This window comes from Stenotrophomonas sp. Sm6012, from assembly GCF_030985895.1.
Taxonomy (GTDB): Bacteria; Pseudomonadota; Gammaproteobacteria; order Xanthomonadales; family Xanthomonadaceae; genus Stenotrophomonas; species Stenotrophomonas forensis.
This window is the reverse complement of record NZ_JAPTFX010000007.1, coordinates 46,172-68,633: the sequence shown is the minus strand read 5'-3', so window position 1 is coordinate 68,633 and position 22,462 is coordinate 46,172. Positions and strand designations below refer to the sequence as shown.

Here is a 22,462-nt window from a genome sequence, read left to right as displayed (position 1 = left end):
GATGGTTGCTCTGGTGGGTGCCAAGCTTGCTTGGCACGGTGCCAGATTCGCCGGTGGATGCCGGCCAGCGGCCGGCACTACCGATCAGGGCAACCGCGGGTTACCGAACTCGTCGCGCTCTTCATTGGCGTCATACACCGGCGGCTGCACTGCAATCGGCTGCTCTTCCACCGTGGCACGCAGCGGCGCTTCGCTGCGTACCAGCGCCACGCTGTCCTCGCCGCGCTGCAGGCGCAGCGCATTGGCCAGGCACTGCGCGGCCAGTGCGTGCTCGCCACGCTGGGCGAACAGTTCACCCAGCGCTTCCCATGCCGGTGCCCCGGCGCCACTGGCGATCGCCTCATGCAGGAACGCGTCGGCGGCATCCCACTGCTGCTGCGCCAGTGCCACGCGGCCCTGCGCCAGGCGCAGCGCGGCCGAGCCGTCATGCACGTTGCGCCAGCGCTGCAGGTTGGCCTGACGGGTGGCCAGGCGCTCGGCCGGGAGGCGGCCATACAGCGCCACCAGTTCATCATCCCAGCGCTGGTCCAGGGCCTGTTCCAGCGCCAGCAGCGCCGGCTCATCCCAGTTCAGGGCTACCGCACGGCTGGCATAGGCACCCACCACGTCCGGCGTCGGCCGCAGTGCCTTCGGCGTGGCTTCCCACTGCGCGGCCAGCGCGTTGACGTCGGCCGCTTCCAGCAGCGCCTGCGCTGCCAGGCGTGCTTCCAGTTCGCTGCTGGCATCGGTCGGCAGCACCTTGCTCTGCCGCAGCGCGCCCAGCTGCCCATAGGCCTCGTGCGCGCGCCCGGCCTGCGCCAGTGCCTCGGTGCGCAGCCACAGGCCACGCGGCGGCAGCGGCTGGATCGCGGCCACGTCCAGCGCGTTGATCGCATCCACCGGCAGCTCGCGAGCCAGCAGTTGTTCGGCACGCAGCAGCGCCTGCAGCGTGGCATCGCTTTCGCCCAGGCGCTGCAGCAGTGCTTCACCGGCGGGGCCATCGGCCCGTGCCTGCGCACTGCGCACGGCGTTGGCCAGCGCCACCGCGCTCACTTCGGGGTCCTTGGCGGCGCCGTCCAGCAGCTTCTCCGCACGCTGCCACTGGCCGTGCTCGTAAGCCTGCAGGCCGTCGATCAGGCGCACCCGGCCCTGCTTGCGGCGGTAGCGGCCCCACGCCCGGAACGGTGCGGCAATCAGGCTCCAAAGCAGCCACAGCACCAGCACCGCGATCACCGCCAGCAACGCGACCTTCGGCAGGTTGCTGTGGTAGTCGTAGCCGCCGTATCGCAGGATCACTTCGCCGAAACGGTTGAGGTCATCGGCGCCGAGCCATTGCGCGGCGACTACGCCGATGGCCACGGCCAGCAACAGCACGACCAGGGATTGCAGGGGTTTCATGCGGGATTACCTCCGGTCGGTCTGGGTGCGAAGTTGCTGCAGGGTGCTGCCAAGAACGGTGTTGCTGGCCTGCAGCGGTAGCTCGCGCAAGGCCTTCAGTTCAGCACGTTGTGCGCGCAGGGCCGGTGAATCCGGCCAGCGCCGCTGCGCCCAATGCTCCACGCGTACCAACGCGGTATCACGGCCAGCACGGTCGCCGCGCTCGATCGCGGCGCGCGCCAGGGTCAGTTCCAGCTGCAGCGCATCGTCGGCATTGCGGCGTTCGGCAGCCGTCAGCGGGCCGTTCTGACGGCTCGGGGTGATGTCCACGAACGGTGCCAGCGTGGCCTGCCACCAGGCTCTGGCGGTCGGCGGCGCAGCGTTGCCGGTCACCTGCGAGGGCAGGCCCTGCAAGGCCTTGGCCAATGCATCCAGGCGCTGCAACGACTGCACGCGCGGGCCGGCGCCGAGCGCATCCAGTGCATCACGTTCCTGCACCAGCGCCTGGCGCAGGTTCAGGCCATCGCTGTCGGGCAGATCGGCCAGCGCAGTGGCGGCCTGGGCATAAAGGCGGCGTGCGCCATCCACATCGTCGGCGTAGTTCAGGCGTTGCGCGGCCTGGGTCAGCAGCAACTCGGCCTCGTCGCGCTGCACCGCCTGCCGGCCCTGGTTGGCGCTGTCGGCCAGCTTGGCCAGGTTTTCTTCCAGCAGTGCACTGCGCTGGGACAGGCCGAGCATCTCGTCGCGCAGCACGCGGTTGGTGGTGGCCGCGTCCTGCAGGCGCTGGCTGGTCGCGCGCTGGTCACGGCGCAGCGCATCCAGCGTGGCCTCCAGGCCCTGCAGCTGCACGGCGGTGGTCTGCGCCTGCGCCGCCTGTTCGCGCTGCTGTTGCTGCCAGAAGTACCAGCCCGCGTAGCCGCCCGCGCCGAGCACGGCCACACCGGCCAGCGGCAGCAGCCAGCGTGCGGAGCGACGGGGTGGGGAAACGGGCGGAGTGTCGTTCATCAGGCTTCCTTGTCGGCACCGTCGCCGGTGGGGGACCGGCAGGCCGCGTTGAGCACAGCATCACTGTTGCCGACCACAGCGGCAAGCGTGACCCACGTCCCTGTTCAGGTCGCTGCCGGGACGGTGAGCGTGGCGTGTGCAGCCGCCACCAGCTGTGCGGTGGTGGGGCCGGCCGCGCGCACGACGTGCTGCAGGCCCAACGCCCGCGCCTGTTCACCCAGGCGATCACTGGCCACCACGGCGGTCGCGTGCGCCTGCAGGCGCTGCTGCAATGCGGTTGGAAGTTGCTGCCAGAAATGCTGCAGCGCTTCGCCGCTGCTGACCGCCAGCACCCACGGAAAGGCTGAATGCGCCAGTCGTGCCAGCGTGCGCGGCGCCAGGCGCAGCAGGCGCCGCTGGTAGACGTCGGCGCGTTCGATGCGGGCACCGGCCGCCTGCAGCTGCGCGGCAATCAGGCCGCGGCCACCGGGCGCGGTCACCAGGCCGATGCGCAGGCCCTGCACGTCGGCCAGTACCGGCAGCGCCAGCAGGCCTTCGCTGTCCATACGCTGTGGTGCATGCACCTCGGAAATGCCGTGTGCCTGCAGCGCGCGCGCGGTACCTTCGCCTACCGTCAGCCACGGGCTGCGTTGCGCCTCGGCCAGCGTCAGCAGGGAAGCGGCCGCAGCAACCGCAGCCGGGCTGGTGAACACCACGCGATCGCAGTTCAGCGCGCGTTGCAGCTGGCGCACCACGGGCGTGCCGTGCAGGCGCTGCAACCGCCACGGTGAAAGCGCCAGCACATGCCCGCCCAGCCCAGCAACGGCGCGGCGCAGCGCCACATGCTGGCCTTGCGGGCGCAGTGAAATCAGGGTCCAGGCCGCGTCGGAGCCAGCGGCGCCAGTGGGTATCGTATGGTCGGCCATTGCCTGCATTATGCGGGCCCTTCGTTGTCGTGGTCGCTGCTCCGATGTCCGTTGATGCCCTGACTTCCTCGTTGGCCGCCCTGCAGGACGTACTGGACTGCATGCCAGCGGTCCGCGCCATGCAGATCCAGCTCGACGGCTATGCCGATGGCGTGCTGCGCATCACCGCGCCGCTGGCTGCCAACGTCAACGACAAGGGCAACGCCTTCGGTGGCAGCCTGGCCTCGGTACTGACCCTGTCGGGCTGGGCGCTGGTCAGCCTGCGCCTGCGCCTGGCCGGCCACGATGCCGAGGTCTACGTGGCCGACAGCAACCTGCGCTACCTGGCACCGGTCTACGAAGACCTGCATGCCCATGCCGAAGCCGCCGAAGCGAGCGGCTGGGACGCCTTCCTGAATACCTTCCGCCAGCGCCGCAAGGCCCGCATCAGCATCATCGCCACCCAGCCCGGTGCCGACGGCCGCCCGGCCGCCGAGTTCAGCGGTCGCTTCGTTGCCTTCGCCAAAGGGTAGGATGGCAGGCTGACGTTCTGGGGAAACCACCGATGCGCCGCCTCATCCAGTTCCTGATCTGTTCCCTGCTGCTGGCCAGCGCCGTGGCCTCGGCCGACGACCTCAGCCGCAAGCAGCGCAAGCTGCTGGAAGAGACCCAGATCGCCTACGGGGCGACCATCCGCTGGGGCAGCATGGACGATGCCATCGGTTACCTGGACCCGAAGCTGCGCAAGGAAAAGCCGCCGACCGAGTTCGAGCTCAACCGCTACGCGCAGCTGCGCGTGTCGTCCTATCGCGAGCGCAGCAGCGCCTCGCTGGAAGGGGGCGAGGTCGAGCGCCGCGTCGAAATCGGGGTGATCAACCAGAACACCCAGGCCGAGCGCACCGTGGTCGTGGTCGAGCGCTGGCGCTGGGACCCGGAGGCCAAGCGCTGGTGGCAGTCCGCCGGCCTGCCGGACCTGTGGAAGGGGCAGTGACGGGCCGCGTCCGGCTTGTGCGACAATCGGCGCCCGCTTAATCGACCCGTGACCTGAGTGAATTACGAAGAGTTGCTGGCCTTTGCAGGCCGAAACCCGATGCTGTCCGCGGCCCTGGTCGGCCTGACCGTGGCCATCATCGTCACCGAGATCCGCCGCCTGTTCCGGGGCTTCAAGGGCATCAAACCCGCCGAACTGACCCAGCTGATGAACGCGGGCGGCACGGTGGTGGTCGACCTGTCGGCCAGCGGTGACTTCGAGAAGGGCCACATCGCCGGCAGCCGCAATGCCCAGGCCAGTGCCTTCGGCCCGGACAACAAGCTGGTAGCCAATGCCAAGCAGTCGCCGGTGGTGCTGGTATGCCGCAGCGGCAACGCCTCGGAAACCGCCGCCAAGGCGCTGAAGAAGGCCGGTTTCGAAAAGGTCTACGTGCTCGATGGTGGCATTCCCGCCTGGCAGCAGGCCGAGCTGCCGCTGGTCAAGGGCCGCAACTGATTGCCGCAGGTGGCGCATCCGGCCTTGTATGGGCCTGATGCCGCCCCCATCGCAGTAATTCGACCCTCGTTTTCATTGCATTTATCTGGAGTTACTGGAAATGTCCGAAGAGATCACCAACGGCGCCGCTGCGCCGGTCGATGCCGCCACCGGCCCCGCTTTCACCGTCGAGAAGATCTACGTCAAGGACGTCTCCTTCGAGTCGCCGAACGCTCCGACCATCTTCAATGACCAGGTGCAGCCGGAGCTGCAGCTGAACCTGAACCAGCAGGTGCAGCGCCTGGGCGAGAACGCCTTCGAGGTCGTGCTGGCCGTGACCCTGACCTGCCAGGCCGGCGAGCGCACCGCCTACGTGGCCGAAGTGAAGCAGGCCGGCGTGTTCGGCCTGGTTGGCCTGGACCCGCAGTCGATCGACGTGCTGCTCGGCACCCAGTGCCCGAACATCCTGTTCCCGTACGTGCGCCAGCTGGTCAGCGACCTGATCCAGGCCGGCGGCTTCCCGCCGTTCTTCCTGCAGCCGATCAACTTCGAAGGCCTGTACGCAGAAACCCTGCGCCAGCGCCAGGAGCAGGGCGACGCACCGTCGCTGGCTGACTCCGAGCCGGCCGGCAACGCCTGATCCCTGCAGCGACGTCACGGATGAGCACTACCGCTGACAAGATCGCCGTGCTCGGCGCCGGTTCCTGGGGAACCGCGCTGGCCAGCCTGCTCGCACGGCACGGTCACCCGACCGTGCTGTGGGGGCGCGACGCGGCCGTGGTCGAAGCCATCGACCAGCGCCACGAGAACCCGCGTTACCTGCCGGGCATTCCATTGCCGGACAGCCTGCGTGCCACCACCGACCTGGCGTCGGCGGTGGAAGGCGCGGCCTGGATCCTGGTGGTGACCCCGTCGCACGCGTTCGGCGAAACCGTGCGCGCGCTGGCGCCGCTGCGTCCGGCCGGTGCTGGCGTGGCCTGGGCCACCAAGGGCTTCGAGCCCGGTTCGGGCCGCTTCCTGCATGAAGTGGCGCGCGAAGTGCTGGGTGAGGACGTGCCGCTGGCTGTTGTCACCGGGCCGTCGTTCGCCAAGGAAGTGACCCAGGGACTGCCGACCGCGATCACCGTGCACGGCGACGTGCCCGAGTTCGCGCAGGCGGTGGCCGAGGCGATGCACGGCCCGGCGTTCCGCGCCTACACCGGCGACGACATGGTCGGTGCCGAGCTGGGCGGCGCGATGAAGAACGTGCTGGCCGTGGCTACCGGCGTGGCCGATGGCATGCAGCTGGGCCTCAACGCCCGTGCCGGCCTGATCACCCGCGGCCTCAACGAAATGCTGCGCCTGGCCGCTGCGATCGGCGCCAAGCCGGAAACGCTGATGGGCCTGGCAGGCCTCGGCGATCTGGTGCTGACCTGCACCGGCGACCTGTCGCGCAACCGCCGACTGGGCCTGGCCCTGGGCCGTGGCCAGACGCTGCAGGATGCCGTGCGCGAGATCGGCCAGGTGGTCGAGTCGGTGCAGACCGCCGACGAAGTGATGCGACAGGCGCGCCGCCATGGCATCGACCTGCCGATCTCCGACCGCGTGCGTGCTGTGCTGCATGGCGAGCAGACGCCGGAAGAAGGCCTGCGTGCGCTGCTGGCGCGGGAACAGAAACCGGAATATCCGGACACGCTGTTCAAGTGAATCGAAAAACCCCCGGCCATGCGCCGGGGGTTTTTCATCAGGGAGTACCAAGCGGGTGCCGGGTGGAGACAGGCCCTGGTGAGTGCCAAGCTCGCTTGGCATCACGCGTGCTGCATATCCACGCATGGCTTGGATCTACTGCAACGCCCGATCACCGCGCCCGTGGCGGCGCGTTGCTGTTGTCCATGTCCGAGAAAATCATCCACGGCCCATCGCCCACGCGTTTCAACGTCAGCGTGAACTTGCCGGTGTCCCCCACGTTGTTGCCGAAGGTGTAGGCACCGATGATGTAGCCGATGTTCCCTTCCACGGCATAGGCCAACGCGCGCAACCGCAACGGGCTGCCGCTCTGGCCGGAATACGCCGCCTCGATCGCGCTGCGTCCGCGCACCGGCGTCTGGTTGCTCTGCAGGATGAAGCCATCCTCGGCGAACAGCCGGGCGAGCGCCTTGGCATCCCGCTTGCGCCACGCCTGTTCGTAGTCGCGCAGCACGCGATCCAGCGGCGCCGGCAGGGTTGCATCGGGAAGCGGTGGTGCAGGCTTCGCGCCTTCAGCATCGTGGGCAATGGCCGGCGTTGCCAGCAGCAGCGCACTGCAGAAGATCACGGCGAGTCGTGTACGGCGCATGCGTCCAGGTCCTGGCGATGACGGGAGCGGCGAACGCATCCTAGCGCGCCGCTGGTTAGAATCACCCTGCGCTGGTGTGGCACATGCGTCGCAGATCAGACAAGGACAGGGAATGAAGATTCAAGTTGCAGGGATGGCACTGACGGTCGCGCTGCTGGCGGCCTGCGGGCAGGCGCCGGAGAAGGCCGTCGAAACGATACCTGCGGTGGCACCCACCGCACCTGCTGGAACACCGGCAGCGACGACCACCGTGGTCGAGAGTGAACCGTCCATCGAGGACGGAGTGGATCCGTCGGTGTGGGACAGTGAAGGCGAGCCGGAAGACTCCAGTGTCGGCCGTGAGCTCACCTGCAAGGACAACCCGTTGGCGACCCACTTCTTCACCCTGGTGGGCGGCAACACGGTGGACGATTGTGGCCGCAAGGACCCGACGGTGCTGGCCGCGTTCGATGCATTGATGAAGGGAACGCAGGCCGCCGAATCCGCCGACAAGGACATCCCGTCGCTACGCGAACGCCTGTTGAGCGGCCCCAGCGGGCCTGGCGAGCTGCTGGTGCTTCAGGGCGAACCCTGGTGGTTCTACACCGCCTGCCAGGCCCACGACTGCCCCGGCACCGCGCTGGCGATGCTGTACTCACCCGATCAGTCGAAGATGGTCGGCCGCCTTACCGCGCGCTGCCGGGTGTGGTGGCTGGGCGAGCCCACGGCCGAGCAACGCGAGCAGATCGAACAGCTCCGCCCGCTGGATGACGCCGCATTGAAGGAAGACAGCGCGCTCTGCGAATGAGGTGATGCCGGCGGGGAACGTCTGGACATGCTGGGCCGGGTGTAGGCCGTTCGTCCTGTTCTTCTGCCCGGAAACCGGCTGCTAAGCTTCCACCCCAACCTGTTGCCGACCGGCCTCCTTCCATGGCTTTCTGGACCGTCGTCTTCGCCATTGGCGCCGCGCAGGCCGCGCTGCTTGCCCTGGCCCTGTGGCGGCCCCGCCGTCCAGCGGGCAACCTTGGGAAAGCGGTGTGGCATCTCGGAACCTCGGTGTTGGCGGAGGTTCCAGCGTGGGTGCGAGGTGCGGGAAAAGCGTCCGGATCGGCGGAGTCGTACCCGGGACCGGCGGAGGAGTGCGGCCAGGGCGACCCATCGACAACGCCAACGCTGGAGGGCTGCGCTCGTCCACCGTTCAAGGGGCCAGGTCGTGAGGCCGGCCGGACGCTATGATCGGCCGACACCCCGACATGGAAGGGTTCCCGCGCCCATGAAGATCGAGTCCATCTCTCCCATCCTGTCCGTAGACCATCTTGCCGAGTCGATCGCGTTCTACTGCGGCACGCTCGGATTCGAACTGGCGTGGTCGTGGGGTGATCCCTCCGACATTGCTGCCGTCTGCCGCGACGGCGTGGAGATCACCCTCACGCAACGGTCCGGGAGCAAGCCGGCAGGTGCGGCACATGCCTATCTGGTCGTATCCGGTATCGACGACTATTACCGGACCCTTGAAGGTTCGGGTGTCACCATCGTCGTCCCCATCGGGGACAGGCCCTACGGCATGCGCGATTTCCGCCTGGCGGACCCAAGTGGCAATGAACTCAGCATCGGGCAGGTCATGGAGAACAGGGACAGCGCTCGTTAGCGCGCGCTACTTGCTTGCGCGCCGCGCACCCTTTTCGTCCTGGCCCTTTGCATCCCCCCTGCTCTGCGCGAATTCCGGGAACGTCTTCGCGATCGAATCCTTGTCCGGCAGGATATAGAACACGCCACCCTTCTCGAACGTGGCCTGCACGATCTGCTCGTAGAACGCGGGCGAGACATTGATGCAGCCATGGGTGACGCGGTTGTCGTCCGGCGTGGGCGAGGCCAACCGTTCGGCGCGCTTTTCCTTCGGGCTGCCCGGCGGCAGAGGATGCATCGACACGGCAGAATCGTAGTCCACCCACAACACGCGCCCGGCATCGTCGGAGGGGCCGTAGCCACCAATGAAGCGGCCGGCAGGCGTGGTGCGGTCGTGGCCGGGAATCGCGCTCAATGCGAGCTTGGCGACGCCGGGTGCGGAGTGATCACCGATGGCCGATCCGAACAGCGCCGGTGCCGCGCCGCGCAGCTTGCCGTCGCCGCTGAAGACCAGAACCTGCGCTGCGGCCTTGTCCATGACAGCGAACGGATAGCCCTGGTTGTCCTTGCTGGCGACCACCCACCCGGCCAGCTCGATCACCGTTTCGGACACGCTCTGGTCAGGCGGAAGTTCATCAACGGCGGCCACCGGTGGTGCAGGTGCGTCCTTGTCCCTGGCGTTGGCGACGCCGCTGCACGCAACGGCCAGCGCCATGAGCAGTGCGGCATGCAGGACGCGGCGTGCAGGGGAGGGGAAGGTACGAATGGGACGGCTCCTTTCCTTGCAATGCAATCTTGGGTGGAAGGATGCCAGTGGCCGGCGAAGGCCACTGGTTCCCGATACAGAAGCGGATCAATTCAAACGGTGAGGGAGCGATCAGCCGCGGGGCTTGCGGCCGGCGGGTGCCCTTTCAAGCTGCTGGACGCGGCCTTCGATCTGGTCGAGGCGCTGGTTGGCCTGCTGTGCGGACTGGTTGGCGGACTCCGCACTCTGCGCGGCGCCCTGCACCTTTACGTCGAGCTGATCGAGACGCGAGTTGATCGTTGCAAACTCGTTCTTGTAAGAGGCGCAGGCGCCAAGGCTCACGGTGGCGATGAGCGCGACAGCAAGTGCGCGGGCCGACTTCATGTGTTGCGGGTTCAGGTTCATTGCACTCCCTCCTTCGTCTGGGGAAGCTGGAATATAGCGGCGTTTGTTCCCGTCGCTGACAAGCGCTTTCAGCTGCAATTTGAGTACGTGGATGGGCTGTGAAGCCTGCTGCTGACCCAACATTAACAAGCGGGATCAGGCGAGCTGATCTACGTCATCGAAGCGCCTTGCGCCTCTTCATATCCGCCAATTCATCAGCATGACGCGGGAGCCCTCGCTCGGCAGACACACGCAGCCCCGCTTGCGTCAGGCAGAGCTGCAGCGTTCCCGAAGCGCACATCCAGCAGCTCGGCAATGGCGGCGTGCCTGTTCGTCGCATGGGCAACGCACTCGCGGGAAATGCGATGGCTGAAGGAATCGTTCAGCCCGCGAGTGCGGCCGCTCCCAATTAGACGGGCAACCAAAGGTTAGTCGCCACCTGCAACGATAGGTCGAGCCATTTCTCTACCCCATTGGCGTAACTATGGTTGCTGAGCACTCATAGGTTCCCTCCTCAGACCGAGCAGAACCAACTCCATCAAGGAATGCGCGTTCAGGTCCGATCTAGGAGAAGACCTTTGCTTACCCCCATTCAGCTTCGTCTTCTGGCGTTGAGTTGCTGGTGCCGGGCTGAGCTTTTATCCGGTCTTCCCACTCAAGGGGGCACCGATGCCATGCCCGGCAGGAGGGGCCGAAACCGTAGCAGTTGCGTCCTTGAAGCCCTTCGCTTGAAGATCGGCACGAAGGCTCTTCAAAGCTGTCGCCGGAACAGCCAGCCACAGCAGATCCCTTGCCCGGGTCACAGCCACATATCCAATTCGCCCGTCCTCAGTGGAACCCCCGTCTAGAAGCGCAGACACATGCGGCTTCGTTGCCATGTAGAGGACGGCATCCAGACTTTCGCCCTTGACCTGGTGCACGGTATTGATTTTTACCCGCAGGGGCTGATCGGCACCTAGGTCCGGCGGGGTCATTAGCGGCGAGTTGGGCAAACTTCTCTTCGAGAGCCGAGCACCGAGCGTGGAGGAGGTGTGATTGAGTCCGTGGGCCATGCTCAGATTGGTCATCAGGTCCCTTAAACGTTTCAACAGTGCCGGCTGCCAATCGCTAACAGCGCGCAGCGCTGCGCTGGGCAGGCCCGAGACCGGATCTCGCGTGAAAGCCCAAATGACACGACGAAGCGCTCGTTCCTCTGGGTACCTGGCTGCCTGAGTCAGGCGAGCAACGATGCCCTTGGGCGCGTTGTCGGTCAAACCCATGATGGCAGTTGCCACGAGTCTGAATGCTGTTGAGTAGTCAGAGTGGATATCGCGCACCATGGCTGCCTGGGCAAGCATCTTAGTCGTTCCCACGCCAGGCGCACCCTCATGCCCAGCCAGCTCGTCGGCCCACTTGCGTGCACGGCAGAGCACGGCCGAGCGTCCAGGGTCCAACCCGGCGGAGACCAGTGTTGCCTGGAAGGCAGCCAAAACCTTCTTCGTATCGGCGGTCGTGTACGGAACGAAGTAGGCCCCATGGAGCGTAGACGGCGCGGTCCTATCCGGATCGTCTGTACGCGCTGAGATTGCGTTGGCAAGATCGAGCACGGCCGGTACGGACCGATAGTTGCGGGTCAGGGCGGCTGCAGAAACACCGGGTTTGCTGTGGTAGCTTGACAGGAACGAGCCGGTCGCGCCCATGAACTCGTAGATGCCTTGATTGGGATCGCCAATAAGGGAAATCTGAGAGCCTGCTTGGCTGAGCCTCTCAATGATCACCTGGTGCAGGATGCCGATATCCTGGGCTTCATCAATCAGGATGTGGGGATAGCGACGCGCGAGGACTCGCAAGATCTCGGGTTGGCTGCGGAGGGTAAGGTCGACCCAATAGCGTGCCAGCTCGTGCGTGTAGGCCCCTAGTTTTCCCAAGGCCGCGGCAGCCTTCGGACCATTATTGATCTTCGTCAGCATGCCGGAGTTCTGGTAAAAGAAGTCCGTTCCAGCCCCAGAAGGGCCAATGACAACGCGATGGATATGCCCTGGTGGCACTGGGTAGTTTTTGGTTCTCGGCGACTCCACCCAGAAGCAATAGTCCTTTCCTAGCAGGAATGACTCGCTCCCTGATAGCAAGAACGGGGTCGTGGTACACCCCATCGTCCGATGGGCGTGGGGTCGCAGAATGTTTGTCGCAATGAACCCGTCCAATGTGTCGATCTCAACACGCTGGTGGGAAGGGATCTTGAGCGATCCCATTGCGAGTGCCTGGTACTCGCGCCTGAAGGTCTCCACGGCGATGTTCGAGAAGGACAGGAGCGCAACTCGGCCCCGGTGATCACCGAGGCATTGACGTATGTGGGCCAGCCTGCGTACTGCCGTGAAGGTCTTCCCACTTCCCGCGCAAGCGATGACCGACATGGGTTGCAATGGAGCCGAGATGATCTGACGCTGTTCTACTGAAGGGGTATCCGTGCTCATTCGCCCTCAGCCTTCTTCGGGCCAGGCTGGCAAGCGTGTTCGACTGCAGACTTGATGTACTCCGGAACAGTGAAGTCTTCCTCTTTCGCCTTAGCGATCAGGTACGCCAAAGCTTGTGCAAAGCGCCCCTTCTGGACGTTTCCGTTCTTCCTCTCGAACATTCCGCTGAACAGTGCGCGAGCCTTCTCTGCATCTCCCGTAGCGGCGTCCACCTTCTTCTCCAGGTTCGCAGAGATCTTCGGGTGTAGCTCCTTAAGCGCCGCAAGCATGATCTTGCGATTGCTGGCGTACAAGGCCAAGTCATACTCAAGCGTCTTCAGCCCATGGAAGATCTTGAGATATGAATCCTCGAACTTGAGCATACTCAAGGTATTGGCGGACACCTGCACCTTGTCGCCAATCGAAGGGTAGACAGGAGCAGCCTTCTTCTTTCCACTGGAGGTCACATCTTCCGGCGCATGGTCGTCCGCTTCTGCGCTGCCATCGCCCTCTTCCTTTTCCTCTTCCTCTTGCTCTTCATCCTCTTCACTCGGACCCGTTGGGTCTGCATCCGTAAGCACGGAGACAGGAATCTTCAGAGCTTTCTCGCCGAACAGTGGAATGAATGAGTCGAAGTTGAGTCCTTCAACGCTAATGAGGCTGACACCATGCTTGCGTAGATCGTGGCCGCACCTCTCCGCGAGCACACTGACAAGCACCAACTCCGCAGCACCCTCAACTAGGATGGCCCGGCGTGCAAAGAAGAGCTCAGCCCGGGTTACGTCCAAATAGCGCTCAAGCTTCTCACGCTTTCCGACGGCAAACTTGATGTCTCGGGGAAAGAACGTCTCCACCTTGATTCCGGTGTCGACCAGGCAAGTCAAACTGTCGAGGTTGGCGATGCTGGCAAAGTTGGGGGAGTGGCTGGTAACGAACAGCTGGACAGGCTTCTCCTTGTCCACTGCCTTGATCTTTTCAAAGTAGCCCAGCAGAACAGCCTGCAATTGGGGATGCAGATGTGCCTCGGGCTCCTCAATGATCAGGCCTCGATAGCTGGCTTGTGGGTTCTTGGTCAGCTCGCTGAGAACGACCGCCATGAAGATAAGATTGTTGAATCCGAGCCCGTTCTGCTCAAGCTCGAACAGGTCCACGGTAAGGGAGAGACGCGAAGCCAAACGTTGGAAATCGCTGACGCTAACCCCGAGCCCGAGCAGCTGAGATAGCTGTGGCCCCAGCATCTCGGAGTGGCGGGTGGTTATGGCCTTATGGGTACTCACAATGGGCGCTTTCGTCTTGAGCTCATCATCCAGGAGCTTAAGTGCCTTATTGATCTCGATCTTGCCATCGTCATCAACGAGCAGCTGAAACAATCGGGACAGCTGGCTTGTGCGGCCGGGTCTTAGGGCATGAGATGCATCACGTAGGGGCTGTAGATAGACCCCACGAAGGTTTTCCATCATGTCCGCTGTCAGGCCGACATCATCATGGTCTCCGCACCAGCGCTTTGCTCTAAGTCGCCCCGTCTTGTCCGCCTCGGAGAAGCTGATGGTGATATGCGCCTCCATCTGCCCATCCTTAGCAGGCTTCAGGGCAGTCATGAAGTCAGCTTCATCATCGGGGCTCAAGCCTCGAAATATGTACTTGAACACGATGCTGCCGCTAGGCGATCCCGTCTTCGGCCGATGAATATCCTCCGAGTCCAGCCGCGGGTAAGGTTCGTCGTGCCCGGCAAGGAGCGACCTCAACGCATCGACAATGGCAGTCTTACCCGCGTTATTTGCACCAACCAGGACGTTCAGTCCGCTTTGGAAGTGCAGGACTGCGTTGTTGATCTTGCGGAAGTTCGAGATAGTCAGCTCGGCCAAATACACCCTAAGGTCTCCTTGTGCTCATGGCGGTGTAGCCGCCCTCCTGTCCATAGCTGCAGCACGATGACGGCCGGCTGACAGCACCTATCTACCTGCACCGATTCTACTCAATTCATGGGTATTGGACGGTCCCCTCGCCCTCATTCGCGCATCGCTTTAGGTTGCCCGGGACCTTGGCTGGACTGCGGATCGGCATGCTGGAGGGAAACGCTGACGATGGCTACATCGCGCTTGGAACAGGTATCGGCAATATTCGAAATGTGAAGACCGCCGCCGAGGTCGCCGAATGGCCAAGGAACGCCGGGGACTCCAATGCACCCGGCGGACGCTATGGCGACCGTCGGTGCACAGAGCAGTCGCCGAGGTACCGGCTCACGGCAGGCAGCACACCGCAGGCGTGGATTGATCGCCTGTTACCGGGCGCAGACTACCCGGGGGATGTAGGCCGGGCAGTGACTGCGCACTCATCACCTTTTCCGGGATGGTCGCGACCTCGTTCCCTCGCACGCGACGGGATCGCCAGCAACTGAGAAGGCTCGAGAGCTCATCGCCCTTACAAGGACCACTGCCGTCCGGGCGCATTCCCTGGCAACATCCTCGGTCATAGGAAGTCTATTTAGCAGTTGGCGTGCCACCTCGCGTTCGCTGATCTGAATCGTCCAACCTTTTGTAGACACGTACTAGCCATAAGCTATGGCCTAGGCGGAGAGGTCTGAGCACGAATCGGAACACCCCTGGACTCAATCGAAGCGTCCGGCAGATCGCTGAATACGCCCGTCCGAGTAGGTGGCCAAGCGAGCGCCAAGGGAACAAGCCTGGCGGCCACTGTTCCCTTTCTAGCCCCTATGGGAATGGGGCGTCTTCCTTCCGGAGGACGCGACGGGATCACCAGCAACCGAGAAGGCTCGAGAGCGCATGGCCTTGGTAATAATCATCGCCGTCCGAGCGCATTCTCGAGCTGCCTCTGCCGTAATAGCAAATCTCTTCACGAGTTCGCTGGCGACGCCCCGCTCTCGTGCGCCGGCTGCGAGGCGGGTCATGGAGAGGTCCATGATCGCTTTTGTCACTCCCCGACCCGCCAAGAGATCCTGCCCAGGCCGCATCTGGAGATCCCTGTAGACCCGGAACGAGGGTGCACGGTGGATAGAACTATTTGACCTCGAAACCAACAGTACGCCGAGGAACTCCTGACTCGGAAACACGCGCGTATTAAACTTGCAAAGCGCTTGGAGCACGACTTCGAACTTTCTTGCGTGCGCTCCCCAGTCCTCAAGATCAAAGGCGATCTCACCGTCCACTTCATGGTTTGGAAACAGCGACGTCGATGAGGCCGGAACTGGATTGGTCAGAATTCCGATGATGTCTACAGATTTTATCGCAGATAAGTTGAGGAGTGTTCTGAACGTGGTAGTAGATCGCCTGAAGCGGATTGCGTCCCTCCAGAATCTGTTGTGAACTAGCTTCAGCCTGTCCAATGTCCCATCTTGGCGAAGCCCTTCAAAGAAGCGCTGATAGTTCTCTGGAGGAATGACCACATCGGGGTTGGTCGCCGTCCAGCCCACAACGTCCTCGATTGAGGCGTTAGCCCACGATTGAAGCGCGCTGGGCCTCTCGTGGGTGGCTGCGCGCGCTAGTCTGCCACCGCAGCAGGCGCATAAGGCCGCCTTGACCCTTCGCAACTGCTGGATGTTCCCGCAATCTGGGCAACGATCAACGATTCTGGCTGAGTGCAACGAGCAATGTGAGTAGTGAAGGAAATTCCAGATCAGCCTTTCGCTTAGACCATTACTCTCGCCTGCCTCGAGTAGGCATTCAGGACACCAGCGGCGATTTATACGGGTAAGGCCACCATCCCTCATCTGCAGAACCTTGATGAAAGGCGAGAGGGTGCAGCCCACCAGCCGTTGATTGGTCAACTGCTCTAGCGCGCGCGCGCGGTTCAGGCTCACCTGTCCTGGTCCCACGAAGCTGTTCCGCTGTAGCAGACCATTGACTGGCTGACCTGCAATCCTGTCAAGCACTCCTGCGAGATGTGTCTTGGTGAACCCGGTAATCTCGCACATCCTCTGGAAGTATCCCCCAAGGGATTCAGTCTGGGCAGTGCCTCCATCGATGGGCGCAAGTGGCGGAAGAGTGGTCCACCGGTACCCCGCGTTTGTCATGCTCGTCATGACTCTGGACCGCCAGTACCGACTCGTTTGAGGAAGTCAGCGATTCTCTTCGCGCCGTTCAAAGGCTTCTGATCAGCAAGCTTGTTGAATGCGTGCACACTGCTCCACACCGTTCCCAGGTCCCTTTCACTGGAGGAGCTTGCGTGCAGATGCGCTTCCGTAATGGTGCTTGCGCCCTCATTCTTTCGGCGAAGCTCAGCGCGATGTACAACATCGATAGTGGGTCCAAACACGCCGGCACCATTGGCATACATCAGATCGACGTTCTTAACGAGAACCTTAGGATCCTCCAGACGGAAGCTCTGACCCATACCCTTGAGAACTGCAACGAAGTCGCGCTCGTCCTGGGGATTGCTCAAGTTGTACGGACGGATATAAACGAACCGAGATCGATTCCAGACGTCGGGATGTCCCGCCCACAGGCTCTCTGCCGTGTGGTTAGCCAGCATCACCATGACGCAACCGATCTCCTCTATCAGTCTCACCAGGTTCGACATATAGCCATAGCTGGATTGATGAAGATGCACCATGGTCAAAGTAGCCGCCTCTTCAAGGAAGATGTACTTCAGCTGACGCTGCTTCGCCACCGCTTCGAAGCTGTGCTGCAGTCTCGGTTGCGAATGCGTTGCCCTTACCTTCCTCCACAATTCACTATTCACCTCCACCTCGGCCTGGAGATGGTGCGCATCAGTGCTGATTGACCGATCCTTGGACTCGAGCCAGCCGAAATCCGGCGCCACCACGGCATGATGCAGGCGAAGCGTAAGGTCCTTGGAGTTGAACTTTCCCCGATCATTGGCCATTGCTCGCACCGATATCAAAGGTAGGGTACCGGCTGGCCAGCAACTCTGTTTCCCGGCCAGTGCAGGAAGAATAGCTTGCCGGATTTCGCTCTTACCCGATCCAGAAGGTGCTAGCGCCCAAACGAACGTACCTGAGCGCGCACTTTGGATGGCGTTCAGGAGCTCGGAATAGGCCGTCTTCATGCGGCTATGGTTCACAAAAGGGATTCCAGAGTTGCTGACCACTGTCGCTTCCTATGAATTTGAATGATTGGCTTGGTCTTGCCTTCAATGGAACAAGCTACGGCGCCTCAATGGAGTCAAAGTCATCCACGGCGCGTTTCTTGATCCCGCGCAGATCCAGTTCGTCAAGAGCATCATCTGATGGCGAATCGAGGCTACCCGAGTCCGCCTCACCCGGTTTGGGATGAGCCGCGGTGATGGGCTTCGCGTTCGCGGCTGCCGTACGCATCGCCTGAGCGTGCCTCGCGGTCTGCTTTGCTTCGCGGAGCGATGGCGCGTAGAGCTGGTCATACATACCCCTGAACGACCGCTCAATCAGGGTGGAATTAGCTAGAGGCCCGATCAAGTTGCAGAACGCCTTGAACAGTCCACGATTCGTCCTAACCCAAATGAAGCTCGGGTCCTCCGGGTCTGTTCGAAGCTGCTCAACATCGAATGACGTGTCGAGCTCCCTCAGTTCACTGGAGTGAAAGTACCGACCATTCACCTCGAACCCTCGTCCGGGTACATACTTGTTATTGCTGTGCGGGATCGCGGTTCTGAAGAGGAATTCCTCATCAACCACTGCGTGCAGGCCGGCACTAGGAAAGAGAAGATCTGCGTGGGCTGCACGTTCGGCCGGACTTGCGAAGCCTTGTACAGGAACGCTCGGGAAGTGCTCATAAAGCGTTTCCTTGGCCACCGTATGAACGGTTTCAAAGCAGTGCCTGGCAGTTTTGTAGCTCTTGAACTTCCCGTCCACGCCCCGACCCGCCTTGTCGGGATCGGTGCTGCCGACAAGCTCATGGCTGACTTGGGAATTGAACCTTTCAAAGTATCGCTCTACGTTCGAGTTGAACCTCGAACCTGCCGTTGGGCAGATATGGATTGAGAATTGATATCGCAAAGCCAGAGCTATGAGAAAGTGCGACTGATTCTCCGTTCCCCGATCGACAAAGATGCTGTTGAAGAGTCGTCCATGTCTGCGGACGTAGTTCCGTATCAGGATGGCCAAACCATCGCGCCGTGCTGGCCCGAAGACAACGGAATGCGCCATCGGCAAATCAGTCGCCTCATCTGTTCCTAGATAAATCAGAGGGGACTCTGCGCTTGCACTCATTCCATCGTCGCGCACCACCCTGACGTCAACTTTGGTACTGTCGACGTGCAGGACTGCATGTTTGGCTAAGGCTGTACCCGACCGGTCGCGCGCGTCCGAGCGCGGCCGTTGCTTTTGGTAGCCACGCATTCCCTGCGTTGCAAGGACCTTACGCAGCTCCAGGCGCGGATCAGCGAGCTTGCGTTCGAAGGCCTGGCGGCTCTGTGGCGACTCGCCGTCAGATTCACAGGCCTCCTTGAGCGCAGCGTATGCGTCCTTCTTCTGTGAATACTTGCCTGCGGCGTATGCGCGAATTGCCTCAGCCGTCCTCTTCTCCTGAACGGGGGTAAGCCGGCTCATTCGGTTGCCGCTTGCATGAAACCTGGTAAGGCACTGCTCGAGTTCGTTGTCACCTCTGCTTCGCGCCTCGGCCACATTCCGCGCTACCCCACGCAGGTGTTTGGGGACGGCTGTACCCTTCGCATGCGCGGATTGAATCAATGCGAGCCGCTTTTCGGCGTTGGTGGCGTCGACTAGCGTCGCCGTTGCGAACGCCGAGTTCAGTTGATTGCGAGATTGCCTGGCAACCTCAAAGAAGTTGCCTCCTATCTCAATAGCCTGAGCCTGACTCAAGGTCAAAAAGAAGTTGCTCGTGTCCGTAAGCGGAACATGCTCAACTGGACCGAAGGCCCAGCGGGTTCCAAGCAGAAGCGCCGCTTGGCTCACGTTGAATCCCTCGATAGTCTCGATCATCCAATCGAGGCTCTTGGGGCCGTCGGCGAGATGCGCATGGATGCGCCTGCCCAAGACTTGAGCCTCGTTGGCAGGTACCATGCGCACCTCGTTATAGATGACCTGCAGGTTCCGGAGTGGCGTGTCGACGCGGGAGGGACTGAGCCACAGGACGTGCTCCATGCCGCGCTGCCTTGCCCAAGGACCATAGGCAAGGTTCTGAAGATTTCCATCGACATCGATCCATTCACCGGACTTTGCCGTAAGCAAGCTGTCACGAGCGGAGCCGGCCTTGCATTCGACCAGCTCAACGCGACGGGTGCGGACGACCAGAAAATCCAAGGTGCCGCTCCTTACATGATTGCCAAGTCTCACTCCCTTACAGGCGACCTGCGGGAAGTAGCCAAGCACATCCGGATCCAGCTCCAGAGTCAGCGCGAACAGATGTTCAACGGTATGACTCTCCAACGTGAACAGCTGGCCACATTTCACTGAATTGAAGTGGGTCACAACGTTGTTCAGCGCGCCCTTTCCTGGCCTCCGCGCTGGACTCGAGCTAGCCATCTCAAGGATGTGCTGTCGCTGTTCGACAGTTAGGCCCTCAAGCTCCCGCAGACGCTGGGCCAGTTCTTCTTGATTCATGGAACCCTGCCTATCTACTGGGAGGCGGGCAGCCGCCTCCCTCCCGGAATGCCTAGGGGTTGATTCTTATCGGGGTAAGGGGGTAGATTCGGCATAGCGGTTCTCATCGCTGCGCCTCAAACAGACCCCGGCCTGCAAGCCGGGGTTTGTCTTTTCTGCCCCAGAAGACGCCTTAGCTCATCTGGAGGTCCTCCATGTGAAAGTTCGGGATCATTGAGTGGCCTGCCGATTGCTGACGGTCTCCGCGCTGCGCGCTGCGGTGAACAGCCATTGCGCGAGATCTCTGGAGCGGATCATGCGGCCCTTCCTCCCAGGGATGGTTGAGGTCGCTATACCCAGTCGGTTGTCATATGCCGCACGCCTGGCGGCGCTGATGCTGTTATAGCCAAGCAGCATCCAGACTTCTGAGAGCCGGACATAGAGCCCGTACTCCTCCGCCACCTGCTCGGCGAGCTGGTCAGGAGTCGTTGCGCGAAGTGCGAGCGTTTGTATCGACAAGGGCACCATGTAGGCGAGCATCACTCACTCTCTTTCATATTGCAAACAGAGAGCACATTCTCATATTTGCGGTGCACAAATTATCTGATTACGTATCAGATAATCTGATGTGCATACCGCTACAGCGGTTGTCATGTCAGAAAACTCAGCACGAGATGCAGTTCGTGGATTGCGATAGGATGGGCATGCTGCTGGCCGTTGAATGAGATGACGGCGCATTTGTAGGCGTGGGGTTGTGGCACGCCACGATGTGCTTCTAAGAGAAGTCGATTGGAAGACGAGCACATGATGAGCGTCCCTACAGATCAGCTCAGTCGCGAAGAGCTTTCAGGCTCGGCATTAAGAGCCTTCTTCAAACTCGCTGCGAGGTGGGATCTGTCGGGACTCCAGCAGAGAACGTTGCTTGGAGGTCCCCCTGATGCTTCTTACGAGGCATGGGTGCGAGGCGCTTACGAGCATATCGATGACGACGTATTGATACGGATTAGCTATCTACTTGGCATCTACAAAGCTCTTCATATCCTTCTGCCGGACTCCATTCAGGCGGATGGCTGGATAAGGCGGCCGAACATGGCACCCATGTTTGCTGGGAACACCGTACTGGAGTTTCTTTGCCGCGGAGGCTTGAGCGAACTTAGGGATGTGCGATCTTACTTGGACGGGCAGGACGCCATCACCTAGACAAGGGGGTGCCATTCACCTTGGGCCGCGTAACAAGTCGATGAGGTTGACCGGGTTTATGCAGACCTGGACCCATCAGTCTCCGTCGTATGAGATCACGGGGATGAATAAGAGTCGCTGTTCTTGCAATGGACCTGGATTCAACTAAGGGGAAGCGTCGACATTCACCCTACGATTGTCCTCGATGTACGCGTCGCAGAAACTTGGCTGAGCCTCTGTCTCGGCGGTTGGCGGCTGCTGCATCGTCACCAGGTGAGCATAGCCATGGATTGCTGGAGGCCTGCAAGCCGCCAAACTGTAGGCTTCCGCGTATTCGCTCTCAACTAGTTCCGCACTGCCAGACTCAGTTTAAATTGAAGGATGTAGGGTAGACGCTAGCGTTGAGTCATCTCGGTAAGGCCCCTCTCAGACATCCTCTTCGAACTCGCAGTGCACTGCATACAACACGCGGGCTGGGTCTACACTCAGCATCGCGGCCGGTGCCGCGCCCCAAAGCAACGCGTGCGGCGACAAGAACCACTCGGCCTCGCCCCAACCGGTACTGCGACGCAGACCATCCGGCTCACGCTGGAAAGGACCAAAGTCCCGCAACACTGCTAGGATCTCGGCTAATCGCTCAACGGGCTGGCCATCTGGGCGGAACTGCCAGGTCGGGTAGCGGTAGCTGCCGATGGGGTGCGTGACATACACGCCCAGCAGCTTCCCCTGACGTCGCAACTCGCTTGCACTGTGGCAGCCGCTGCCGAGCTTCAAGTCTAGCCCGGCATTGACCTGTGCTGCACTGAACCACTGTGAGGCGAGACTTTCGCGCCGTGCTGCGGCGGCATCCAGGATCTCTCGTGGGGGCACGGAGCGAGTCATGCGAGCCTGAGCTGAATCAAAGATGGATTGCGCATGGCTACGCGTCTCCGCTCCGGGCTAGGGGGCGCAAGTCAGCGTCCGCATTACGGGTACGATCAAGCAAACGGTGGAGTACGAGGTTGAGGCCATCATCGTCTGATGAATAGGGAGAACCGAACAACGGGGCCTGGACCCAAAGTTGCTCCTGTCCGGGATGGACATAGGGGCCGTGATCATCGAGTAGTAGTGCCTCGCCCAGATTTGGCGAGGCGAGACGTAGGTCTTTCGTCTTTCCCGACCATCTGATGTAGGGCAGCTCCACGAACCAGGCCGGGGCACTGCCTTCGCGAGCCAACATCGCAGCGATGCTGCGAAAGCGATCTTCGGGAACTGTTGTAAACATCGTCAGCTGATCAAACAGCGCCTGGATTTCCTGAAGGAACCGGTAGAGCCCGGGCCTGGGAATCTGGCTGATTGCGTTTGAGATGAGCGTTCCCTCAAGGTCAAGTGCCAAGATCGTCGGCTTCATATGCTGCCTCTATCGTTGGTGCGAGCGCCCAACCTTGCTCTCTTGGCTGATCGCTGTCTATCGTGTGAGCCTACTGGTACGCACGGGAGTGCGTCTCCCGGCGCGAGCGTGGCGCGCACAGCCAACAGGTGTACCGCAGAAGCCACAAGTTTGCGGGCATCGTTGCTATTCTCATCCAGTCGTCGAGATTGCTAAGTTCTGCCCGCGG

The 22,462-nt window shown here is 62.0% G+C and carries 20 protein-coding genes; 7 read left to right on the top strand and 13 right to left on the bottom strand.

Annotated elements, in window-relative coordinates; genetic code table 11:
* Window positions 1–84: 84 nt before the first annotated feature.
* The 3 genes from O0J73_RS02785 to O0J73_RS02775 all read right to left on the bottom strand — a co-directional run bounded on the left by O0J73_RS02785 (window position 85) and on the right by O0J73_RS02775 (window position 3,275).
* Window positions 85–1,377, bottom strand: a complete 1,293-nt coding sequence (locus tag O0J73_RS02785) for a heme biosynthesis HemY N-terminal domain-containing protein (protein WP_197564118.1) — start codon at window positions 1,375–1,377, stop codon at window positions 85–87.
* Window positions 1,378–1,383: 6 nt separating this feature from the next.
* The gene (locus O0J73_RS02780) at window positions 1,384–2,361 is read right to left on the bottom strand and encodes a uroporphyrinogen-III C-methyltransferase (RefSeq protein ID WP_004153548.1); all 978 of its coding nucleotides are present in this window, start codon (window positions 2,359–2,361) and stop codon (window positions 1,384–1,386) included.
* 104 nt (window positions 2,362–2,465) lie between these two features.
* Window positions 2,466–3,275 (bottom strand): uroporphyrinogen-III synthase, encoded by an 810-nt coding sequence (locus tag O0J73_RS02775; RefSeq protein WP_197564119.1) that lies wholly within the window; start codon window positions 3,273–3,275, stop codon window positions 2,466–2,468.
* A gap of 35 nt (window positions 3,276–3,310) precedes the next feature.
* On the opposite strand from O0J73_RS02775, the gene O0J73_RS02770 reads away from it, so the two are divergent.
* The 5 genes from O0J73_RS02770 (at window position 3,311) to O0J73_RS02750 (ending at window position 6,396) form a co-directional block, all read left to right on the top strand.
* Window positions 3,311–3,778 (top strand): YiiD C-terminal domain-containing protein, encoded by a 468-nt coding sequence (locus O0J73_RS02770; protein WP_004153550.1) that lies wholly within the window; start codon window positions 3,311–3,313, stop codon window positions 3,776–3,778.
* A 32-nt stretch (window positions 3,779–3,810) separates the two neighbouring features.
* On the top strand, window positions 3,811–4,236 hold the full coding sequence (locus O0J73_RS02765) for a hypothetical protein (RefSeq protein WP_004153551.1): 426 nt from the start codon (window positions 3,811–3,813) through the stop codon (window positions 4,234–4,236).
* Between the two features lie 57 nt (window positions 4,237–4,293).
* On the top strand, window positions 4,294–4,731 hold the full coding sequence (locus O0J73_RS02760) for a rhodanese-like domain-containing protein (protein ID WP_004153552.1): 438 nt from the start codon (window positions 4,294–4,296) through the stop codon (window positions 4,729–4,731).
* Window positions 4,732–4,831: 100 nt separating this feature from the next.
* On the top strand, window positions 4,832–5,350 hold the full coding sequence (gene secB / locus O0J73_RS02755; protein WP_004153553.1) for a protein-export chaperone SecB: 519 nt from the start codon (window positions 4,832–4,834) through the stop codon (window positions 5,348–5,350).
* A gap of 20 nt (window positions 5,351–5,370) precedes the next feature.
* Window positions 5,371–6,396, top strand: a complete 1,026-nt coding sequence (locus tag O0J73_RS02750; protein ID WP_004153554.1) for an NAD(P)H-dependent glycerol-3-phosphate dehydrogenase — start codon at window positions 5,371–5,373, stop codon at window positions 6,394–6,396.
* A gap of 151 nt (window positions 6,397–6,547) precedes the next feature.
* Here O0J73_RS02750 and O0J73_RS02745 read toward each other — a convergent pair whose 3' ends face one another.
* A complete protein-coding gene (locus O0J73_RS02745; protein WP_308307959.1) occupies window positions 6,548–7,024 on the bottom strand; it encodes a nuclear transport factor 2 family protein in 477 nt (158 codons plus the stop codon).
* Between the two features lie 112 nt (window positions 7,025–7,136).
* Between O0J73_RS02745 and O0J73_RS02740 the strand changes: the two genes are divergently transcribed.
* Window positions 7,137–7,811 (top strand): Ivy family c-type lysozyme inhibitor, encoded by a 675-nt coding sequence (locus O0J73_RS02740; RefSeq protein ID WP_308307958.1) that lies wholly within the window; start codon window positions 7,137–7,139, stop codon window positions 7,809–7,811.
* A 465-nt stretch (window positions 7,812–8,276) separates the two neighbouring features.
* Window positions 8,277–8,651 (top strand): VOC family protein, encoded by a 375-nt coding sequence (locus O0J73_RS02735; protein ID WP_004153559.1) that lies wholly within the window; start codon window positions 8,277–8,279, stop codon window positions 8,649–8,651.
* 6 nt (window positions 8,652–8,657) lie between these two features.
* Here the strand turns inward: O0J73_RS02735 and O0J73_RS02730 are convergent, their stop codons facing one another.
* The 9 genes from O0J73_RS02730 to O0J73_RS02690 all read right to left on the bottom strand — a co-directional run bounded on the left by O0J73_RS02730 (window position 8,658) and on the right by O0J73_RS02690 (window position 22,254).
* Window positions 8,658–9,344 (bottom strand): L,D-transpeptidase, encoded by a 687-nt coding sequence (locus O0J73_RS02730; RefSeq protein ID WP_004153560.1) that lies wholly within the window; start codon window positions 9,342–9,344, stop codon window positions 8,658–8,660.
* A gap of 162 nt (window positions 9,345–9,506) precedes the next feature.
* A complete protein-coding gene (locus O0J73_RS02725) occupies window positions 9,507–9,779 on the bottom strand; it encodes a hypothetical protein (RefSeq protein ID WP_004153561.1) in 273 nt (90 codons plus the stop codon).
* Window positions 9,780–10,396: 617 nt separating this feature from the next.
* A complete protein-coding gene (locus tag O0J73_RS02720) occupies window positions 10,397–12,211 on the bottom strand; it encodes an ATP-dependent helicase (protein ID WP_308307957.1) in 1,815 nt (604 codons plus the stop codon).
* Window positions 12,208–14,061, bottom strand: coding sequence for an AAA family ATPase (locus O0J73_RS02715; RefSeq protein WP_017355532.1), 1,854 nt, complete (start codon window positions 14,059–14,061; stop codon window positions 12,208–12,210). Before O0J73_RS02715 ends, O0J73_RS02720 begins: the two co-directional genes overlap by 4 nt.
* A 2,164-nt stretch (window positions 14,062–16,225) precedes the next feature.
* Window positions 16,226–17,215: a transposition helper protein gene (locus O0J73_RS02710; protein ID WP_238378118.1), complete on the bottom strand. Its 990-nt coding sequence runs from the start codon at window positions 17,213–17,215 to the stop codon at window positions 16,226–16,228.
* A 97-nt stretch (window positions 17,216–17,312) separates the two neighbouring features.
* Window positions 17,313–19,706, bottom strand: a complete 2,394-nt coding sequence (locus tag O0J73_RS02705; RefSeq protein ID WP_308307956.1) for a transposase — start codon at window positions 19,704–19,706, stop codon at window positions 17,313–17,315.
* A gap of 210 nt (window positions 19,707–19,916) precedes the next feature.
* Entirely contained in the window at window positions 19,917–20,225 is a 309-nt protein-coding gene (locus O0J73_RS02700; protein ID WP_308307955.1) for a hypothetical protein, read from the bottom strand.
* Window positions 20,226–21,290: 1,065 nt separating this feature from the next.
* On the bottom strand, window positions 21,291–21,746 hold the full coding sequence (locus O0J73_RS02695) for a hypothetical protein (RefSeq protein ID WP_308307954.1): 456 nt from the start codon (window positions 21,744–21,746) through the stop codon (window positions 21,291–21,293).
* 37 nt (window positions 21,747–21,783) lie between these two features.
* Complete coding sequence (locus O0J73_RS02690) at window positions 21,784–22,254, bottom strand: NIF family HAD-type phosphatase (RefSeq protein ID WP_308307953.1); 471 nt, start codon at window positions 22,252–22,254, stop codon at window positions 21,784–21,786.
* Between the last annotated feature and the right edge of the window lie 208 nt (window positions 22,255–22,462).

Coding starts and splice junctions, on each gene's coding strand:
- O0J73_RS02785 (WP_197564118.1), bottom strand. CDS start 1,377: ATGAAACCCCTGCAATCCCTGGTCGTGCTGTTGCTGGCCGTGGCCATC.
- O0J73_RS02780 (WP_004153548.1), bottom strand. CDS start 2,361: ATGAACGACACTCCGCCCGTTTCCCCACCCCGTCGCTCCGCACGCTGG.
- O0J73_RS02775 (WP_197564119.1), bottom strand. CDS start 3,275: ATGCAGGCAATGGCCGACCATACGATACCCACTGGCGCCGCTGGCTCC.
- O0J73_RS02770 (WP_004153550.1), top strand. CDS start 3,311: ATGTCCGTTGATGCCCTGACTTCCTCGTTGGCCGCCCTGCAGGACGTA.
- O0J73_RS02765 (WP_004153551.1), top strand. CDS start 3,811: ATGCGCCGCCTCATCCAGTTCCTGATCTGTTCCCTGCTGCTGGCCAGC.
- secB (WP_004153553.1), top strand. CDS start 4,832: ATGTCCGAAGAGATCACCAACGGCGCCGCTGCGCCGGTCGATGCCGCC.
- O0J73_RS02750 (WP_004153554.1), top strand. CDS start 5,371: ATGAGCACTACCGCTGACAAGATCGCCGTGCTCGGCGCCGGTTCCTGG.
- O0J73_RS02745 (WP_308307959.1), bottom strand. CDS start 7,024: ATGCGCCGTACACGACTCGCCGTGATCTTCTGCAGTGCGCTGCTGCTG.
- O0J73_RS02740 (WP_308307958.1), top strand. CDS start 7,137: ATGAAGATTCAAGTTGCAGGGATGGCACTGACGGTCGCGCTGCTGGCG.
- O0J73_RS02735 (WP_004153559.1), top strand. CDS start 8,277: ATGAAGATCGAGTCCATCTCTCCCATCCTGTCCGTAGACCATCTTGCC.
- O0J73_RS02730 (WP_004153560.1), bottom strand. CDS start 9,344: ATGGCGCTGGCCGTTGCGTGCAGCGGCGTCGCCAACGCCAGGGACAAG.
- O0J73_RS02725 (WP_004153561.1), bottom strand. CDS start 9,779: ATGAACCTGAACCCGCAACACATGAAGTCGGCCCGCGCACTTGCTGTC.
- O0J73_RS02720 (WP_308307957.1), bottom strand. CDS start 12,211: ATGAGCACGGATACCCCTTCAGTAGAACAGCGTCAGATCATCTCGGCT.
- O0J73_RS02710 (WP_238378118.1), bottom strand. CDS start 17,215: ATGAAGACGGCCTATTCCGAGCTCCTGAACGCCATCCAAAGTGCGCGC.
- O0J73_RS02705 (WP_308307956.1), bottom strand. CDS start 19,706: ATGAATCAAGAAGAACTGGCCCAGCGTCTGCGGGAGCTTGAGGGCCTA.
- O0J73_RS02700 (WP_308307955.1), bottom strand. CDS start 20,225: ATGCTCGCCTACATGGTGCCCTTGTCGATACAAACGCTCGCACTTCGC.
- O0J73_RS02695 (WP_308307954.1), bottom strand. CDS start 21,746: ATGACTCGCTCCGTGCCCCCACGAGAGATCCTGGATGCCGCCGCAGCA.
- O0J73_RS02690 (WP_308307953.1), bottom strand. CDS start 22,254: ATGAAGCCGACGATCTTGGCACTTGACCTTGAGGGAACGCTCATCTCA.